The sequence below is a fragment of the Comamonas squillarum genome, from assembly GCF_025309455.1.
In the GTDB taxonomy this organism is placed as follows: domain Bacteria; phylum Pseudomonadota; class Gammaproteobacteria; order Burkholderiales; family Burkholderiaceae_C; genus Comamonas; species Comamonas squillarum.
Genome location: NZ_CP104377.1, coordinates 1927896 through 1942857 on the forward strand (window position 1 = coordinate 1927896; position 14962 = coordinate 1942857).

The following is a 14962-nucleotide window of genomic DNA, read 5'->3' on the forward strand; positions in this document are numbered from 1 at the left end:
GTTGCACCTGGGCGCAGGCCGCTGCATGTCTTTGGGGCGCCAGGGGCTGCTTGGGCGCAAAAAAGCCCGCAGGACCAGGGGCCTTGCGGGCTTTGGTGACACCAAGCCAGACGCTCAGACGCTTTGCAGACTGGCGCTGTCAATGCCGCGCGCAGCTTCCCGCGCGGTCTCGCGGGCCGAGGCCAGCGCCGGCACGCAGACACCGGCCACCAGGTGGATCAGCGTCTCGGGCACGGCGTTGTAGGCGCCGCGCGGGCCCAGGATATTGATGGAGCCCAGCACCTCCCCGCCATACCAGACGGGAATATTCAGCACCGCATGCAGGCCTCGGGCAACCAGGTCCTCGGCTTCGGAGAACACGGTGCGGATGTCGCCCTCATCCCGCCCGATATAGGGCAGGCCCTGGTCCAGCACCCGGCCCGACCAGGGGCCCTTGCCGGTGGCCTTGAAGCCGCCCAGCGGGCTGATGTCCTCGTTGGACGAGTAGATGCGGCGCATCAGCTTTTCCTGCTGCAGGTAGACCAGGCCGGTCAGCAGGCCATAGCCAAACAGCTGCTGGCAGGCCTCGGCAATCGCGGCCCAGTGGCGCTCGGCATCGCTGCTCTGGCCCAGGGTGTGGGCCAGGCGGCCCAGGACATGGGTGGTGCTCATTGCTGAATCCCTTCCAGGGACACGCCATGCGTGTTCTTGCCGAACAGCAAGATGCCCATGCCGCCGACAAACAGCACACCCGTCATCAACGCAAACACGCCACCAAAGCCCAGCACCGGGTAGGCTGCCCCCACGATGGTGGGCGAGGCGATCGAGCCGATACGAGCCAGCGCCGAGGCCGTTCCCATGCCGGTGGCACGGATCGAGGTCGGGTAGATTTCCGAGGTGTAGGTGTACTGGCCGGCAATCACGCCATTCATGCCAAAGGACAGCAGCATGCTCAGCAGGATGATCTCCTGGTCCGCACCGGCAAAGGCCAGGCCCAGCGCTGCCAGGCAGGACACCAGCATGTAAGCCAGGATGGTGTACTTGCGGCCGATCTTGTCGTTCAGGTAGGCAGCGGAGTAGTAGCCGGGGATCTGCGCCAGATAGATCAGGATAGTGAAGGAGAAGCTCTTGGTCACCGCAAAGCCACGCGCCACCAACAGGCTCGGAATCCAGACCAGGAAGGCGTAGTAGCAGAACATCACCGTGATCCAGAACACCCAGACCACCAAGGTGGTTTGCAGGTACTGGGGCTTGACCAGGGTAGCCAGCTTGGCCCAGGCGCCTTGCACGGCGGAATCGGCAGCCTTGGCAGCCAGGCTCATCTTCACCGGCTCGGGCAGCGGCTTGCCGCTGCTGCGCTTGACCTGCTCTTCAATGGCGGTACAGATGCGGCTGGCCTCGTCATGGCGGCCCATCTCTTCGAGCCAGCGGGGCGACTCGAACAGCGCGCGGCGCATCCACAGCAGGAACACCACCGGCACCGAGGCGATGACCATGATCCAGCGCCAGCCGTCGTCGCTCATCGGCACGATGAAATACCCCAGCAGCGCCGACATCACAAAACCAAAGGAAAAAAAGCCCGCCAGCGCACCGGTGAAGCGGCCCCGGTAGCGGCTGCTGACAAACTCGGCCAGGTAAGGCGCGACGATCGCCCCCTCCGCGCCCATGCCCACACCGGCAATCATGCGCAGGATGTAGAACTCATGGAAGTTGGTGGCAAAGGCATTGATGAAGGTGGCCACGCAAAACAGCACCAGCGCCCACATCATCACGACCTTGCGGCCAAAGCGGTCGCCCAGCATGCCCGACAGCAGCGCGCCCACCAGGAAGCCGACATAGGTGCTGCTGGCAATCCAGCCTGTCTGAATGCCGGTCAAACCCCATTGTTCGCGCAGCGAAGGCAGGATGAAGGCGATGATGCCCGCATCCAGCGCCTCAAAGGCCAAGCCCAGGCCGCCAATGATGAGCAAGGTGAAATGGAAGCGGCTGAAAGGCAGCCGCTCCAGACGTTCGGAAGCGTTATACATATAGTTGTTCTCGCTCAAAGCCCATCAGCAGGCGTTCTTGTGGATGAAGCCGTCGCGCATGATCAGCTTGATCGCCGCGTCATGCTGGGTCAGCACCGAGACATCTTCCAGCGGGTTGCCGTCGACCAGCAGCAAGTCCGCATAGGCACTCTCCACCACTTCGCCCAGCAGGCCTTCGTGGTTCAGGATCTCGGCGCCGATCAGGGTGGCTTGTTGCACCACCTTGGCGTGGCCCAGCACCTTGGCGCGCAGCACCAGCTCGTCCGATTGCATGTAGTGCGTCTCGCCCAGCAAGTCGCTGCCAAAACCCATCTTCACGCCGGCGGCATCCAGCACTTCCAGCGCCTTGAGGCCGTTGGTGCGCACCTTGGCAATCTTTTGCACCGATTCGTCGGGCAGACCGTACTTGGCGCCGTCGTTGGCCAGGCCTTCGTAGGTGATCAGGGTCGGCACCATGTAGGCACCCTTTTCCTGCATCAGCTTGGCGGTGGGTGCATCGACCAGATTGCCGTGCTCGATGGTGCGCACGCCGCACTCGATGGCACGGGTAATGGCCTGGGGCGTATACGCATGGGCCATCACATAGGTGTTCGCATTGTGGGCCTCTTCCACAATGGCGGTCAGCTCCGAGACCGAAAAGCCTAGGTTGTTGATCGGATCGTTGGGCGAGGCCACGCCGCCCGAGGCCATCACCTTGATCTGGGTGGCGCCCTTCAGAATCTCTTCGCGCACCGCCAGGCGGCAGGCATCGACGCCATCGACCACCTTGCCGATATTGCCGATCTTGTAGGCGCAGGAGCAGGGGTCGAGCGTGTCATTGCGCGCTCGGAAATCGCCATGGCCGCCAGTTTGCGACAGCGCCTTGCCAGCGCAGAACAAGCGCGGGCCAGCCACCTGGCGCGTACGCACCCCTTCGGCCAGCGCCCAGTCGGCACCGCCGGCATCGCGCACCGAGGTAAAGCCCCGGTCGATCATGCCCTTCATGATGGGCAGCGCGCGCAGCAGCGCCAGCGCATTGGGCAGATTGGCAACCGCACCCAGGTTGAAGCCCGAGGCCATCACGTGCACATGGCAGTCGATCAGGCCGGGCATCAAGGTCATCCCCTTGGCATCGATGACGGTGGCGTCCGCCACCTCGAAGTCTTCGGCACTGATCTTTTCGATCAGACCGTTGCGCACCAAAATGGTATGAGTAGAAGTCAATACGAGATTCCGGGTGTCCAGAATCTTGGCATTGCGGATCAGGGTGGATTGCATAATCGGTTGTGGCGTTCACAGCGCCATGGTTGCCTCTAATGCCCCGAACTCTAGCCAAGCTGCAACAATATGTGGCAATGACATGACGTCATGCATCTGCCAATTCTTCCTACCATCATGAGTGGAGCTCATACCCCATGCGCCGACGCTGCCCCACGATTTCAGAGCTGAATGCCTTTTTGCTGTCGGCGCAGCACCTGTCGTTTTCCAAGGCCGCCAAGGAGCTGTTTGTCACGCAAAGCGCCATCAGCCGCCACATCGCGGGCCTGGAGGCCTACCTGGGCCACCCCTTGTTCATGCGCCGCAGCCATGGCTTGGCGCTGACCCATATCGGCGAGAACTACCTCAAACTCGTGCGCCCGGCGATGGAGTCGCTCGAACGCGCCACCACCCAGGTCATCTCCACCGCGCAGAACGCCCACCTGCTCAGCCTGTCGGTCGCGCCCACCTTTGCCGCCAACTGGCTGTTTCCCCGGCTGGAGAGCTTTCGCGCCAGCAATCCGCACATCGCCATCCACTTTGTGCGCTACAGCACCACCGACAGCGCCGAGACCGGCGATGGCTTCGATGCCTCCATCCAATACGGCTACGGCGACTGGCCGATTGCCGATGCCCAGTACCTGATCGGGCGCGAGACCAGCATCGTGTGTTCGCCCAGTTACCTGCAGCAGCACCCGATTGCGCACTTCAACGACCTCAAGCAGTGCAGCCTGCTGCAGCATATCGAGCTGCCCACCTCCTGGGACGACTGGTTCACCGCCTATGCCGGCCCCTATGAAGGCGCACGCATCGGCCCGGGCTTCAACCTCTTTACCCTCATCATCCAGGCCGCTATTGGCGGCTTGGGCGTGGCGCTGGTGCCCAGTTGCCTGCTGCAGGAGTCGCTGGCATCGCACAAGCTGGTAGAGCCCTTTGGCCAGCGCTTTGAAAGCCCGCTGGGCTACTACCTCTGTGCCCCCACCTGGCGCAGCGACATGGAAAGCTACCAGCGCTTTGGCGAATGGTTGCAGCAGGAATGCCGCCACCCTCCTACAGCCACTTGATCTGCAGCGGCAACCTGGCCGCCTCCTTTGCTTCTATGCTGGACATCAGCCCTGAGCGAAGGAGTTCCTGTGAAGACCCACCATTCCCCTTTCAACAAAATTGCCCGCTCGGTTGCCAAGTTCAGCGGCCACCCCGTCTGCTTCGTCGGTGCCCTGGCGGTCATCGTGCTCTGGGCCCTCAGCGGCCCGTTCTTTGGTTTCAACGACACCTGGCAGCTGGTGATCAACACCGGCACCACCATCGTTACCTTCCTGATGGTGTTCCTGATCCAGTCCACCCAGAACAGCGATACTGAGGCCATGCAGATCAAGCTCGATGAGCTCATTCGCGCGATCGAGCCCGCCCGCAACCGCATGCTTTCACTGGAAGAGCTGGACGAAGACGAGCTGGATGCGCTGCGCAAGGAGTTCGACATTCTGGCCGACAAGGCCCGCCAGGCCGAGGACGGCAACACCACCCGCTGAGCACCCACCCAGCCTGCCCAGCCACGTGCAGACACCCCGGTGGTGTCAGCGCTTGTGCTTGTTCTTGGCCCCGCCCTGGCGCGCCTTGAAGCGCGGGTTGGACTTGCAGATCACATAGATGCGGCCACGGCGCTTGACCACCTGGCAATCACGGTGGCGCTTCTTAGCTTCTTTGAGCGAGGACAGGACTTGCATGGCAGAGCTTCTCCAAAACAGCAACAGAGCAAAAATGATAATGCATTCTCATTATCATTTCAACCCCGTTCCTTGGGATCGATGTAAAGCGCTGCATCCGCAAGCCTTCGCTCAGGATTCGCCGACGCTCCCCGTCACCGGCAACACAATGCCGGAGATATAGCTGGAGCAGGCCTGGGAGGCCAAAAACACATAGGCGGGCGCCAGCTCCTCGGGCTGGGCGGGCCGGCCCATCTGCGTGTCAGCGCCAAACTTGCGCAGGTCCTCTGGGTTTTTGTCGGCCGGGTTCAGCGGTGTCCACACCGGGCCCGGGGCCACCGCATTCACCCGTATGCCCCGCTCCATCAGGTTCTGCGCCAGCGCTTTAGTAAACGCATGGATGGCGCCCTTGGTCGCAGAGTAGTCCAGCAGCTGCTTGCTGCCGCGCAGGCCGGTAACGGAGCCGGTGTTCACAATCGCATCGCCCCGCTGCAGGTACGGAATGGCGGCCTTGACCATGTGGAAGTAGCCAAAGATATTGGTGCGAAAGGTCTCGTCGAGGCGCTCGGTGTTCAGGTCCTCAATGTCGGCCGCATGCTGCTGGAACGCAGCATTGTTGACCAGCACATTGAGCGCGCCAAATTTTTTCAGCACCTGCTTGACGGCCTTGTCGCAAAACTGCGGGTCCTGCACATTGCCGGAGATTGCCAGGCTCTGCTGGCCCTCGTCCTCGATCAGGCGGCAGGTTTCTTTCGCATCATCGTGCTCATTGAGGTAGAGGATCGCCACATTCGCGCCCTCGCGGGCAAACAGCACGGCCACCGCCCGGCCAATGCCCGAGTCGCCGCCGGTGATGACCGCCGTCTTGCCCTCGAGCTTGCCGCTGCCCCGGTAGTTGTCTGCCAGGTAGAGCGGTTGCAGATCGAGCGCTTTCTCATGCCCGGGCTTGGCCAGCTTTTTGCCAGGCATCGGCGGTGTGGGTACCTCGTGGCCGGGGCCGGGTGCGGTCTTTTTACGGGTTTTATCGTCCTTGCTGCTCTTGGCTTTTTTGGACGCCTTGGCCCGGGCGTCATTTTGGCTTTGCGCATGCTGGATGCGCTGCTGTGCAGCCACCACTTCCTCGACCGAGCGCTTTTCTGCCGCAGGCTTCTTGCTGGCGCTCTTTTTGGACTTGCTGGTGGATGGGCTCATGCTGAAACTCCTTGGATCTTGAACTCTAAAAAAATGAAACGACATACCGCAGCGGCACACCGCTGCTACATCAACCTCGACCGCCCTACATGCGCTTACCCGCTGACAAGCTTGTCCGACATACGGCCGTCGCAGCGCGCAGTACAAACAAGGCAGAAAGGAGGCCGCCATGCCAACCCCTACTACGCCCCCTCAACCGCCGGTGGCGCCACCGCCGCCGGATCTGCCCAAGCCCGAGCCCATTGATCCGCCGGACAGCACCTTGCCGATCGAGGAACCTGGGCATGAACCACCGGTGAAAGATCCGGAACCCGTCTAAACGGGCAACGCAACAGGCCAGTACACCACCCGGTGGCTGGCCTGTTTTACATCCTCAGTTTTTCTTGGCAGCGGCATTGCGCTTGCGGGTAGCCGCCGCCTTTTTGGCCGATGCGGAGCGCGCTTCGGGGCTGCGGCTGGCTGCGGCTTTTCTGGCCGCTGCCGAGCGCGCGGCTGCGAGCTGCGACCCCGGCCCTGTGGCCTTGCCCCGGCCCGATCCGGAGCGCTTGCCGCCGCCGGTAGCCTTGTTCACCGTGGCCCAGGCGCGTGCAGCGGCTTCGTCTTCCGACACGCCTTTTTTCTCGTAGCTTTTCTCGATATGGCGGGCCATGCGTTTTTGCTTATCGGTATAAGCGGATTTATCTCCTTGGGGCATCACAAATCTCCTTGGGTGCTGCGTTGAGGCGGGGTGGCTCAGGGTGGATGGGGGTTACTGCGATGGATCACCATCGGCAGGCGGGCCTCCACCACCGGGCTGGGGCTTCTTGGGGGTGGTGGGGACTGGCTTTTGCGCTTGTGGTGTAGCCAGCGCAAGGTTTGCAGGGGGCAGATGGCGCATGGGGGTTCTCCGAGGGCTGAGTCAATGCTTTCAGCCTAGCCCTGGCGCAAGGCGCTGCCTGTCAGAAAAACGCTTTGCTGCCGCTTGTTCCGCTTTACACAGGGCGTAACGGCGATGCGCGTACCTTTGCGCGCTCCCCAGGCCTACACAGCGCAGCCATAGCGCTTGCAACACTGGGCTTTTGCATGCGCTGTCTATGCCGCAGCAGGAGAACGACCATGCCCCAGCCCTACGACCCCAGCCAATCGCATACCCAGCCCCCTATCCCGGGCCAGCCCCAGCCGGCGCCTGGTGAGCCGGGCACGTATGAGCCCAGCCCTTTGCATCCCTACCCGGGCAACCCGCAGCATCCCTACCCAAGCGAGCCGGTGCACCCCTACCCAGGCAACCCCGAGCACCCCTACCCCGGCACGCAGCCAGAGCCAGCGCCCGATACGACGACGAGCCAGTCAATGTGAGTGAATGCAGCGCTTGAGCGCCTGCGGTCTTATTTCTGCGTTGCCTGCAGGAGATCCAGCCGGCGCTGCACCTGCTCGGCAAGCGCCGTATCGCCCAGCTCCCGCGCTAGGCGCTGCTGGTTGATCAGCCAGGCCATCACGGCACGGCGCCAGCCCTGGGCCGAAGCGGTGTCCACCGCCTGGGTGACGACCGCCATCGGCACCGGCCCGCGCGCCGCCAACACCCCGGCAGCGACCAGGCGCGAGAGCGGGTCCTCTATCGCCGCCAGCGCAGCGGCTGCCTGCGCAGGCGCCAGCGGCGCCACCGCCTGCTGGGCCTTGGGCAGCAGCGCCACATCCCCGGCAGCCAGCTGGCCCTGCAGATAGCGCGCATAGGCCTGTTCGGCATCGGCGGCATCCTGGGCCACGGCCTCAAAGCCTGTGCAAGGGGCGGCATCCAAGGCAGCCACCTGCGCAGCGCAGCGCGCCAGCTCCAGCCGGGCCAGCAGATCGGGCCGTGCGGTGCGGCTTACCTCATCGCGTGCACGCCGCCATTCGGCATCGGCCACCCGGCTGTTGCCCGACAGGTAGGCATCGGTCGCGCGCTCGGCAGCGCCTTGTTCGTTGATCGCCCAGTCGGGCGCCTTCTTGCCGCTGGCGCAGCCGCCCAGCACAGCGGCAGCCAGCAGTGCGGCGGCCAGGCGGGTGGTGATGGCAATCATGGCGCTCATGGCAGTCGCACCTCGGCATCCTTTTTGGCAAACGGCCATTTGCGGTTCAGCTCGGTCAGCATGCCTTCCACCTTGCGCAAGTTGGCTTCCACATCGGCACGCAAATCACCCAGCTGGTGGGTGGCATCCTTTGCATTGGCGCCCACGGCCTGGGCCTCCACCAGCACCGCATCCACCTTCTTCAGGCTGCCGCGCACATCGCCCAGCACGGCATTGAGCTGCTGCACCGTGGCGCGCACTTCGGGCATCACGCCATCGGCCCCAAACACCTGCTTGTCGGCATTCTTGGCCAGGCCGTCCAGCCGCGCCAGCAGCTGGTTGGTGCGGTCCAGGGTCTGCGATATCTTGCGCGCCTCGGCGTCGCCGCCCATGACCACGCCCAGCGCGCCGCTGGGGCCGTTGAGCTTGGTGCTCAGGTCACGCAGCTGCTCCAGGGTGCCGCCCAAGGCCGAGCCAGCGGAGGTCATCATGTTCAGGTTCTCCAGCAGCTGGCGGGCATTGCTCATCAGCTGGGGTAGCTCGGCCGTCGCATCGCCCGACAGCACCGCGCGCACAGCGCCGTCCTCCAGCTGCGGGTCGTCCAGAATGCCCGAGTAGGCCTTGATCGTCGTGCCGCCCACCAGGCCCTTGACCAAGGTGAACACGCTGCTGCTACGCAGCCAGTGTGCATCTTTCTCGGGCACATCCACATGGATGCGCACCGTGCCATCGGGCGCCAGCTCGATCTTGCTGACCTTGCCGATCGCAAAGCCGGAGAAGGTCATGTCCAGCCCAATGGAGACGCCTTCGGAGTCATCGGCCGTCAGGATCAGCGACTGCTTGGGCTCAAACACGCCGCGCGCATACATCAGGTAGAAGGCCGAGCCCAGGATCAGCAGCAAGGTAAACAGCAGCAATGCCCCGGCCTTGCGCTCCAGGTGCGGCACCGGCGCCAGGCCGTCTACCGCCACACCATCGACCACGGCCATACGCCGCGCAGAGGCGGCAGAAGACGGCGGCGCGGGGCGGTCGGCAGAGTCGTGGGGTTCTGGTATTTGCATGTACCGCGATCTTACCCGGCTGGCTGCCCGCTTCAAAACAAAGCTGCAATGGGTTGTTTTGAAAGGCAGACACTCACTTTCCAGCCCAGTCGCCCGCTGCTTGCCCGTCGCTTGTTACACATCGCAGCCGCGCAAGCTCTTATACTGTACATATATACAGTTATTTGCCATGCCTAAACTCGATGCCCTGTCCCTGCCGCCCACGGTGGCCGCCCAGCTCTGGCGCGGCGACCACCTGGTGCGCGCGCCGATGGCGGGCATCCCCACTGGGTGGGATGCGCTGGATGCCGAGCTGCCTGGCAAAGGCTGGCCCAGCCAGGGCCTGACGGAGGTGCTGCAGCCCCAGGCTGGCACCTTGGAATGGCGCCTGACCGGCATGGCCCTGCAGCAGTGCCCAGCGCACAAACCTGTCATCGCACTGGGCCCGCCGCTGCCGCCCCATGCCAGCGGGCTGGCGCAAAGCGGCCTGGCGCCTGGGCAGCTGGTCTGGATCCACGGCAGCCGCCCGCAAGACCAGCTCTGGGCGCTGGAGCAGCTGCTCCGGGCCAATGCCGCAGCCGCCCTGCTGGCCTGGCTGCCCCAGGTGCAGCCCGAGCAGATACGCCGCCTGCAGATCAGCGCCCAGCAGTTTGAAGGCCTGGTGTTTGTGTTCCGGCCCGAGAGCAGCCGGCACCAGGCCTCGGCGGCGCCACTGCGCCTCTTGGTGCGCAGCAGCCAGCCCTGGTCGCTGCAGCTGGAGCTGCTCAAACGCCGGGGCCCTGTGCACGAGGGCACGCTGGAGCTGCCCGCCGTGCCGCCCAGCCTGCAAGCCGTGCTGCCCGCGCGCCTGTGGCCCGGCACCGTGCCGCAGCCAGCCACCCTTCCTTCCACCAACTCGACCCGAGCCATCCTCTTGCCAGACCATGACAGCGATCTGGGCCGCCCTGCTGCCCCAACTCCCCCACCCCGCCGCCAGCGCGCGCCCCAGTCCAGCCTGCAGCACTGAGGCCACCCCAGCCGCGCCCGCCACGCCCACGGCCCAGATGCAAGGCCTGGCACTGTGGGCGCAGCAGTTCACGCCGCGCCTGGCCTGCGTGCCCTCGGACAGTGTGTTTGGCGATGCCCTGGTGCTGGAGCTCTCGGCCAGCGAACGCCTGTTTGGCGGCCGCCAGCAACTGGCCCGGCGCCTGTTGCGCGAGAGCCGGCAGCTGGGCGTGCAGGCCATCAGCTGGGCCCCCACCAGCCTGGCGGCCATTGCGCTGGCGCGCTGCGGCATCCGCCACGGCATGGGCCAGCCGCTGCCCCAGATGCTGGCGCCCCTGCCCTTGCAGGCCATCGATGCAGTGGCCCGCCATGCCGAGCTGCTGAGCCAGCTGGGCTGCCAGAGCCTGGGCGCCGTGCATGCGCTGCCCCGGGGCGCGCTGGCCCGGCGCATGGATACGGACATCCTGAAAGCCCTTGACCAGGCCCATGGCCTGCTGCCCGACCGCTACCCCTGGATCCAGTTGCCCGCCCGCTTTGATGCCCGGCTGGAGCTGCCCATGCGCATCGACCAGGCCGATGCGCTGATGCACGGCGCGCGCCAGCTGCTGCTGCAGCTGTGCGGCTGGCTGGCGGCGCAGCGGGCGGGCGTACGCAGCTTTCGGCTGTGCTGGTGCCATGATGCGATGCGCTCCCGCCATGTAGGCGATGGCGGTGAGCTGACCATCCACACCGCCAGCACCACGCGCGATCTGCAGCACCTGTGCCGCCTGCTGCAAGAGCACCTGGCCCATGTGCAGCTGCAAGCCCCTGTCGGCGAGCTGCGCCTGCATGCCGATGCCCCCGAAGCGTTGCAAGAGCGCAGTGCCAGCCTGCTGCCCGACAAAACCGCCGATGGCGAAAGCCTGGAGCAGGTGCTCGAACGCATCACCGCCCGCCTGGGCGAAGACCAGGTGCAGCGCCCGCTGCTGCGGCCCGACCACCGCCCCGAGTGGCAGGTGCAGTGGCTGCCCGCGCAGCCAGCCGGCAAGGCCAAGGCCGCCCCGCCCGCTGCACAGCCCCATTCACGGCTGCATGCACCGCTGCATGTGCCGCCCCTTGCGCAGCCCAGCTTCTTGCTGCCCACCCCCCTGCAACTGCTGCAGGACAGCCAGAGCCGGCCGCTCTACCACGGCCCCTTGCAGCTGCTGCTGGGCCCGCAGCGCATCGAAGGCGGCTGGTGGCACCGCAGCCCTGGTTTTTTGCCGGCGGCCGACTCGGATGGCGACACCCACATCGATGAGGCGGCCCCCGGCAGCGATCACAGCGATCACCGCAAAGATCCGCCCCAACCCGCCCCCATCACCCAAACCGCCCACACCGCGCTGCGTGATTACTGGGTCGCCCACAGCCCGCATGCCGGCTTGCTGTGGATCTTCCACACCCGCTTGTCCGCCAACAGCGGCGCCTGGTTTCTGCATGGCCGCTTTGCCTGAGCAGCGCCGCACCCGTCTAGAGCCATGGCCACGCGTCCCAAACTCTCCATCCCCCACTACGCCGAGCTGTGGTGCCTGAGCAATTTCAGCTTTCTGCGCGGCGCCAGCCACCCGCATGAGCTGGTCGACCGCGCCCATACCCAAGGCTACCGCGCGCTGGCCCTGACCGATGAATGCTCGCTCGCCGGCATCGTGCGCGCCCATGTCGCAGCGCGTGACTGCGGGCTGCCGCTGATCGTGGGCGCGCAGTTTGAGGTGCAGCCCAGCGATGCGGCCGCGCCCGCCTTCACCCTGGTGGCACTGGCCTGCAACCTGCATGGCTATGGCAACCTCTGCGCCCTCATCACCCAACTGCGGCGCAAATCGCCCAAGGGCAGCTATGCGCTGGCGCAATCGGCCATCCACCCACGCGCGCTGCAAGACTGCCTGCTGCTGCTGGCCCCCAGCCGCCAGGCCAGCCCGGCGCAAACCCAGGCCCAGGCCGCCTGGCTGCAGCAGCACTTTGCCGGCCGCTGCTGGCTGGCCGTGCAGCTCGATCGCAGCCTGGGCGACGAGGCCTGGCTGGCGCAGATGCGCGCGGCGGGCAGCAGCAGTGGCGTACCGCTGGTGGCCGCTGGCAATGTGCACATGCATGTGCGCTCGCGCAAGCCCATGCAGGATGTGCTGACCGCCATCCGCCTGCGCCGCCCGCTGACCGACTGCGGCTACGCGCTGCAGCCCAATGCCGAGCAGCACCTGCGCAGCCGGCTGCGGCTGGCGCAGATGTACCCGCCCGATCTGCTAGGCGCCACCCTGGACATTGCCGCGCGTTGCCAGTTCTCGCTGACCGAGCTGCGCTACCAGTACCCCGACGAGGTGGTGCCGCCCCAGCTCACACCAGCGGCCTATCTGCGCCAGCTCAGCTACGAAGGGGCGGCCCGCCGCTGGCCGCAAGGCACGCCGCCGCAGGTGCAGGCCACCTTGGAAAAAGAGCTGGCCCTTATCTCCGAGCTGCAGTACGAGCACTACTTTTTGACCGTCTACGACATCGTGCGCTTTGCCCGCAGCAAGGACATCCTCTGCCAGGGCCGGGGCTCGGCCGCCAACTCGGCGGTCTGCTTTTGCCTGGGCATCACCGAGGTCGATCCGGACAAGACCCGGGTGCTGTTCGAGCGCTTTATCAGCAAGGAGCGCAACGAGCCGCCCGATATCGATGTCGACTTTGAGCATGCCCGGCGCGAAGAGGTCATCCAGTACCTGTACAAGAAATACGGCCTGCACCGCGCAGGCCTCACTGCCGTCGTCATCCGCTACCGGCGCAAATCCGCGATCCGCGATGTGGCCAAGGCGCTGGGCTTTGCGCCGCCCAGCATCGATCTGCTGGCACGTGACCATTCGCGCTGGGACGACGAGTTGCTGCGGGCCGAAGCGCTGGCCCAGTGCGGCCTGCAGGCGGGTGACCTGGCCGTGCGCCAGCTGCAGGAGCTGGTCGAGACCCTGCGCGATTTTCCGCGCCACCTGTCCCAGCATGTGGGCGGCTTTGTGCTCACCCGGGGCCCGCTCTCGCGCATCGTGCCGATCGAGCGCGCCAGCATGGAGAACCGCACCGTCATCCAGTGGGACAAGGACGACCTCGATGCCGTCGGCCTGCTCAAGGTCGATGTGCTGGCGCTGGGCATGCTCACCGCGCTGCAAAAAATGCTGCGCCTGGTGGGCGCACGCCAGGGCCGCAGCTTTGCGCTGGGTGATATCCCGCACGACGACAAACCCACCTACGACATGATCTGCGCGGCCGACACGATCGGCGTCTTCCAGATCGAAAGCCGCGCCCAGATGAGCATGTTGCCGCGCCTGCGGCCCAGGGAGTTCTACGACCTGGTGATCGAGGTCGCGCTGGTGCGGCCCGGCCCCATCCAGGGCGGCATGGTCCACCCCTATCTGCGCCGCCGCCAGGGGCTGGAAGAAATCCAGTACGAAAGCGAGCTGTTGCGCCCGGCGCTGGAGCGCACCCTGGGCGTGCCCATCTTCCAGGAGCAGGTGATGCAGATCGCCATCGATGCGGCCGGCTTCAGCGCCGGCGAGGCCGACCAGCTGCGCCGCTCGATGGCGGCCTGGCGCCGCACCGGCAACCTGCAAAAGTACTACGACAAGATCATCAACGGCATGACCGGCAATGGCTACTCGCAGGCCTTTGCCGAGTCGATCTTTCAACAGATCCAGGGCTTTTCGGAATACGGTTTTCCGGAGAGCCATGCCGCCAGCTTTGCGATCCTGGTGTACTTCAGTGCCTGGATCAAATGCCACTACCCGGCTGAGTTTTTAGTAGCCATGATCAACAGCCAACCGCTGGGCTTTTACAGCAACAGCCAGCTGATCCAGGATGCCAAGCGCCATGGCGTGCAGGTGCTGCCCGTCGATGTGATGCACAGCGGCATGGATTGCACTACCGAAGCGGCCAGCGGCCCCCACCCCGCCGTGCGCCTGGGCCTGCGCCTGGTCAAGCAGCTGCAGCAGACACAAGTCGAGCGCCTGCTGCAGGCCCGCAGCGCCGCCCCCTTCGACAGCGCCCAGGACCTGGCCCGCCGCGCCCAGCTGGACGCCCCGGCGATGAAGTACCTGGCCGCCGCCGATGCCCTGGCCAGCCTTGAAGGCCACCGCCGCAACCAGCTCTGGCACGCCTCCGCACCGCTGCACCACAGCCGCCTGCTGCGCGCAGCCCCCATCGACGAGGAAGAGCTGCAACTGCCCGCCGCCAGTGAGCAGGAAGACATCCACTGGGACTATGCCGCGCTGGGCCTGAGCCTGCGCCGCCACCCCATGGCCTTGCTGCGCGAACGCCTGCAGCGCCACCGCTTCCAAACCCAGGCCGAGCTGCGCGAAGCGCGCGACGGCAGCTGGGTGCGCGCCTGCGGCATCGTCACCCTGCGACAGCAACCACCCACTGCCAAGGGCGTCGTCTTTATCACCCTGGAGGACGAAACCGGCAACCTGCAAGTCATCTGCTGGCCCCATCTGCGCAGCGCCCAGCGCGATGCCCTGCTGCACGCCCAGTTCCTGGCCGTGCAAGGCCGCTGGCAGCGCAGCGGCGAGGTCGGCAACCTGATCGCGCACCAGTTGCGGGATGTCTCGGACTGGTATGACAGCCTGCGGATTCGGAGCCGGGATTTTCGGTGAGGGGGACTGGCCCTGACCAAGGGCAGTCCAAAGATAGGCTGATTTCGTCAACCTAACCAGGGGCAGTCCAACCAACAGCACAAGAGTGTCTAGCAAAGCCTGGGCGATTCACGGATTGGTAGCACCACGTCAATCCATGCCGAGCGATATCAG

At 65.3% G+C, this 14962-nt stretch carries 16 protein-coding genes; 7 read left to right on the forward strand and 9 right to left on the reverse strand.

From position 1 onward, the window contains the following. Positions 1–114 precede the first annotated feature (114 nt). From N4T19_RS09000 to N4T19_RS09010, 3 genes are read right to left on the reverse strand one after another with little or no spacing between them, the layout of a single operon-like run. A complete protein-coding gene (locus N4T19_RS09000; RefSeq protein ID WP_260719956.1) occupies positions 115–651 on the reverse strand; it encodes a GAF domain-containing protein in 537 nt (178 codons plus the stop codon). Continuing rightward, a complete protein-coding gene (locus tag N4T19_RS09005; RefSeq protein WP_182342882.1) occupies positions 648–2006 on the reverse strand; it encodes an MFS transporter in 1359 nt (452 codons plus the stop codon). Before N4T19_RS09005 ends, N4T19_RS09000 begins: the two co-directional genes overlap by 4 nt. A gap of 24 nt (positions 2007–2030) precedes the next feature. Then, positions 2031–3263 (reverse strand): metal-dependent hydrolase family protein, encoded by a 1233-nt coding sequence (locus N4T19_RS09010; protein ID WP_116925899.1) that lies wholly within the window; start codon positions 3261–3263, stop codon positions 2031–2033. Positions 3264–3400: 137 nt separating this feature from the next. On the opposite strand from N4T19_RS09010, the gene N4T19_RS09015 reads away from it, so the two are divergent. Both N4T19_RS09015 and N4T19_RS09020 read left to right on the forward strand, forming a co-directional pair. Then, a complete protein-coding gene (locus N4T19_RS09015; protein ID WP_232539399.1) occupies positions 3401–4306 on the forward strand; it encodes a LysR substrate-binding domain-containing protein in 906 nt (301 codons plus the stop codon). A gap of 69 nt (positions 4307–4375) precedes the next feature. Beyond that, complete coding sequence (locus tag N4T19_RS09020; RefSeq protein WP_116925898.1) at positions 4376–4771, forward strand: low affinity iron permease family protein; 396 nt, start codon at positions 4376–4378, stop codon at positions 4769–4771. A gap of 45 nt (positions 4772–4816) precedes the next feature. Here N4T19_RS09020 and ykgO read toward each other — a convergent pair whose 3' ends face one another. Then, positions 4817–4966, reverse strand: coding sequence for a type B 50S ribosomal protein L36 (gene ykgO / locus N4T19_RS09025; RefSeq protein WP_116925897.1), 150 nt, complete (start codon positions 4964–4966; stop codon positions 4817–4819). Between the two features lie 111 nt (positions 4967–5077). Next, the gene (locus N4T19_RS09030) at positions 5078–6136 is read right to left on the reverse strand and encodes an SDR family oxidoreductase (protein WP_116925896.1); all 1059 of its coding nucleotides are present in this window, start codon (positions 6134–6136) and stop codon (positions 5078–5080) included. A gap of 169 nt (positions 6137–6305) precedes the next feature. Here N4T19_RS09030 and N4T19_RS09035 point away from each other — a divergent pair, with 169 nt between their 5' ends. Beyond that, positions 6306–6455, forward strand: coding sequence for a hypothetical protein (locus N4T19_RS09035; RefSeq protein WP_165841178.1), 150 nt, complete (start codon positions 6306–6308; stop codon positions 6453–6455). Positions 6456–6509: 54 nt separating this feature from the next. Here the strand turns inward: N4T19_RS09035 and N4T19_RS09040 are convergent, their stop codons facing one another. Together N4T19_RS09040 and N4T19_RS09045 are read right to left on the reverse strand one after the other, a co-directional pair. After that, positions 6510–6830 (reverse strand): plasmid stabilization protein, encoded by a 321-nt coding sequence (locus tag N4T19_RS09040; protein ID WP_116925895.1) that lies wholly within the window; start codon positions 6828–6830, stop codon positions 6510–6512. Positions 6831–6884: 54 nt separating this feature from the next. Next, positions 6885–7013 (reverse strand): hypothetical protein, encoded by a 129-nt coding sequence (locus N4T19_RS09045; protein WP_260719959.1) that lies wholly within the window; start codon positions 7011–7013, stop codon positions 6885–6887. Between the two features lie 218 nt (positions 7014–7231). Between N4T19_RS09045 and N4T19_RS09050 the strand changes: the two genes are divergently transcribed. Next, entirely contained in the window at positions 7232–7471 is a 240-nt protein-coding gene (locus tag N4T19_RS09050) for a hypothetical protein (RefSeq protein WP_182342884.1), read from the forward strand. A 29-nt stretch (positions 7472–7500) separates the two neighbouring features. Here the strand turns inward: N4T19_RS09050 and N4T19_RS09055 are convergent, their stop codons facing one another. After that, a complete protein-coding gene (locus tag N4T19_RS09055; protein ID WP_232539400.1) occupies positions 7501–8181 on the reverse strand; it encodes a hypothetical protein in 681 nt (226 codons plus the stop codon). After that, a complete protein-coding gene (locus tag N4T19_RS09060; protein ID WP_409935168.1) occupies positions 8178–9221 on the reverse strand; it encodes an MlaD family protein in 1044 nt (347 codons plus the stop codon). The genes N4T19_RS09055 and N4T19_RS09060 overlap by 4 nt, the downstream gene beginning before the upstream one ends. A 169-nt stretch (positions 9222–9390) precedes the next feature. Between N4T19_RS09060 and imuA the strand changes: the two genes are divergently transcribed. From imuA to N4T19_RS09075, 3 genes are read left to right on the forward strand one after another with little or no spacing between them, the layout of a single operon-like run. Then, positions 9391–10206 carry a translesion DNA synthesis-associated protein ImuA gene (gene imuA / locus N4T19_RS09065; RefSeq protein WP_182342886.1) on the forward strand — a complete coding sequence of 272 codons (816 nt, stop codon included), beginning with the start codon at positions 9391–9393 and terminating at the stop codon, positions 10204–10206. Beyond that, on the forward strand, positions 10124–11656 hold the full coding sequence (locus N4T19_RS09070; protein WP_232539401.1) for a Y-family DNA polymerase: 1533 nt from the start codon (positions 10124–10126) through the stop codon (positions 11654–11656). Before imuA ends, N4T19_RS09070 begins: the two co-directional genes overlap by 83 nt. 24 nt (positions 11657–11680) lie before the next feature. Then, the gene (locus tag N4T19_RS09075; protein WP_260719962.1) at positions 11681–14809 is read left to right on the forward strand and encodes an error-prone DNA polymerase; all 3129 of its coding nucleotides are present in this window, start codon (positions 11681–11683) and stop codon (positions 14807–14809) included. Positions 14810–14962: the final 153 nt, after the last annotated feature.

Coding starts and splice junctions, on each gene's coding strand:
- N4T19_RS09000 (WP_260719956.1), bottom strand. CDS start 651: ATGAGCACCACCCATGTCCTGGGCCGCCTGGCCCACACCCTGGGCCAG.
- N4T19_RS09005 (WP_182342882.1), bottom strand. CDS start 2,006: ATGTATAACGCTTCCGAACGTCTGGAGCGGCTGCCTTTCAGCCGCTTC.
- N4T19_RS09010 (WP_116925899.1), bottom strand. CDS start 3,263: ATGCAATCCACCCTGATCCGCAATGCCAAGATTCTGGACACCCGGAAT.
- N4T19_RS09015 (WP_232539399.1), top strand. CDS start 3,401: ATGCGCCGACGCTGCCCCACGATTTCAGAGCTGAATGCCTTTTTGCTG.
- ykgO (WP_116925897.1), bottom strand. CDS start 4,966: ATGCAAGTCCTGTCCTCGCTCAAAGAAGCTAAGAAGCGCCACCGTGAT.
- N4T19_RS09030 (WP_116925896.1), bottom strand. CDS start 6,136: ATGAGCCCATCCACCAGCAAGTCCAAAAAGAGCGCCAGCAAGAAGCCT.
- N4T19_RS09035 (WP_165841178.1), top strand. CDS start 6,306: ATGCCAACCCCTACTACGCCCCCTCAACCGCCGGTGGCGCCACCGCCG.
- N4T19_RS09040 (WP_116925895.1), bottom strand. CDS start 6,830: ATGCCCCAAGGAGATAAATCCGCTTATACCGATAAGCAAAAACGCATG.
- N4T19_RS09045 (WP_260719959.1), bottom strand. CDS start 7,013: ATGCGCCATCTGCCCCCTGCAAACCTTGCGCTGGCTACACCACAAGCG.
- N4T19_RS09050 (WP_182342884.1), top strand. CDS start 7,232: ATGCCCCAGCCCTACGACCCCAGCCAATCGCATACCCAGCCCCCTATC.
- N4T19_RS09055 (WP_232539400.1), bottom strand. CDS start 8,181: ATGAGCGCCATGATTGCCATCACCACCCGCCTGGCCGCCGCACTGCTG.
- N4T19_RS09060 (WP_409935168.1), bottom strand. CDS start 9,221: ATGCAAATACCAGAACCCCACGACTCTGCCGACCGCCCCGCGCCGCCG.
- imuA (WP_182342886.1), top strand. CDS start 9,391: ATGCCTAAACTCGATGCCCTGTCCCTGCCGCCCACGGTGGCCGCCCAG.
- N4T19_RS09070 (WP_232539401.1), top strand. CDS start 10,124: ATGACAGCGATCTGGGCCGCCCTGCTGCCCCAACTCCCCCACCCCGCC.
- N4T19_RS09075 (WP_260719962.1), top strand. CDS start 11,681: ATGGCCACGCGTCCCAAACTCTCCATCCCCCACTACGCCGAGCTGTGG.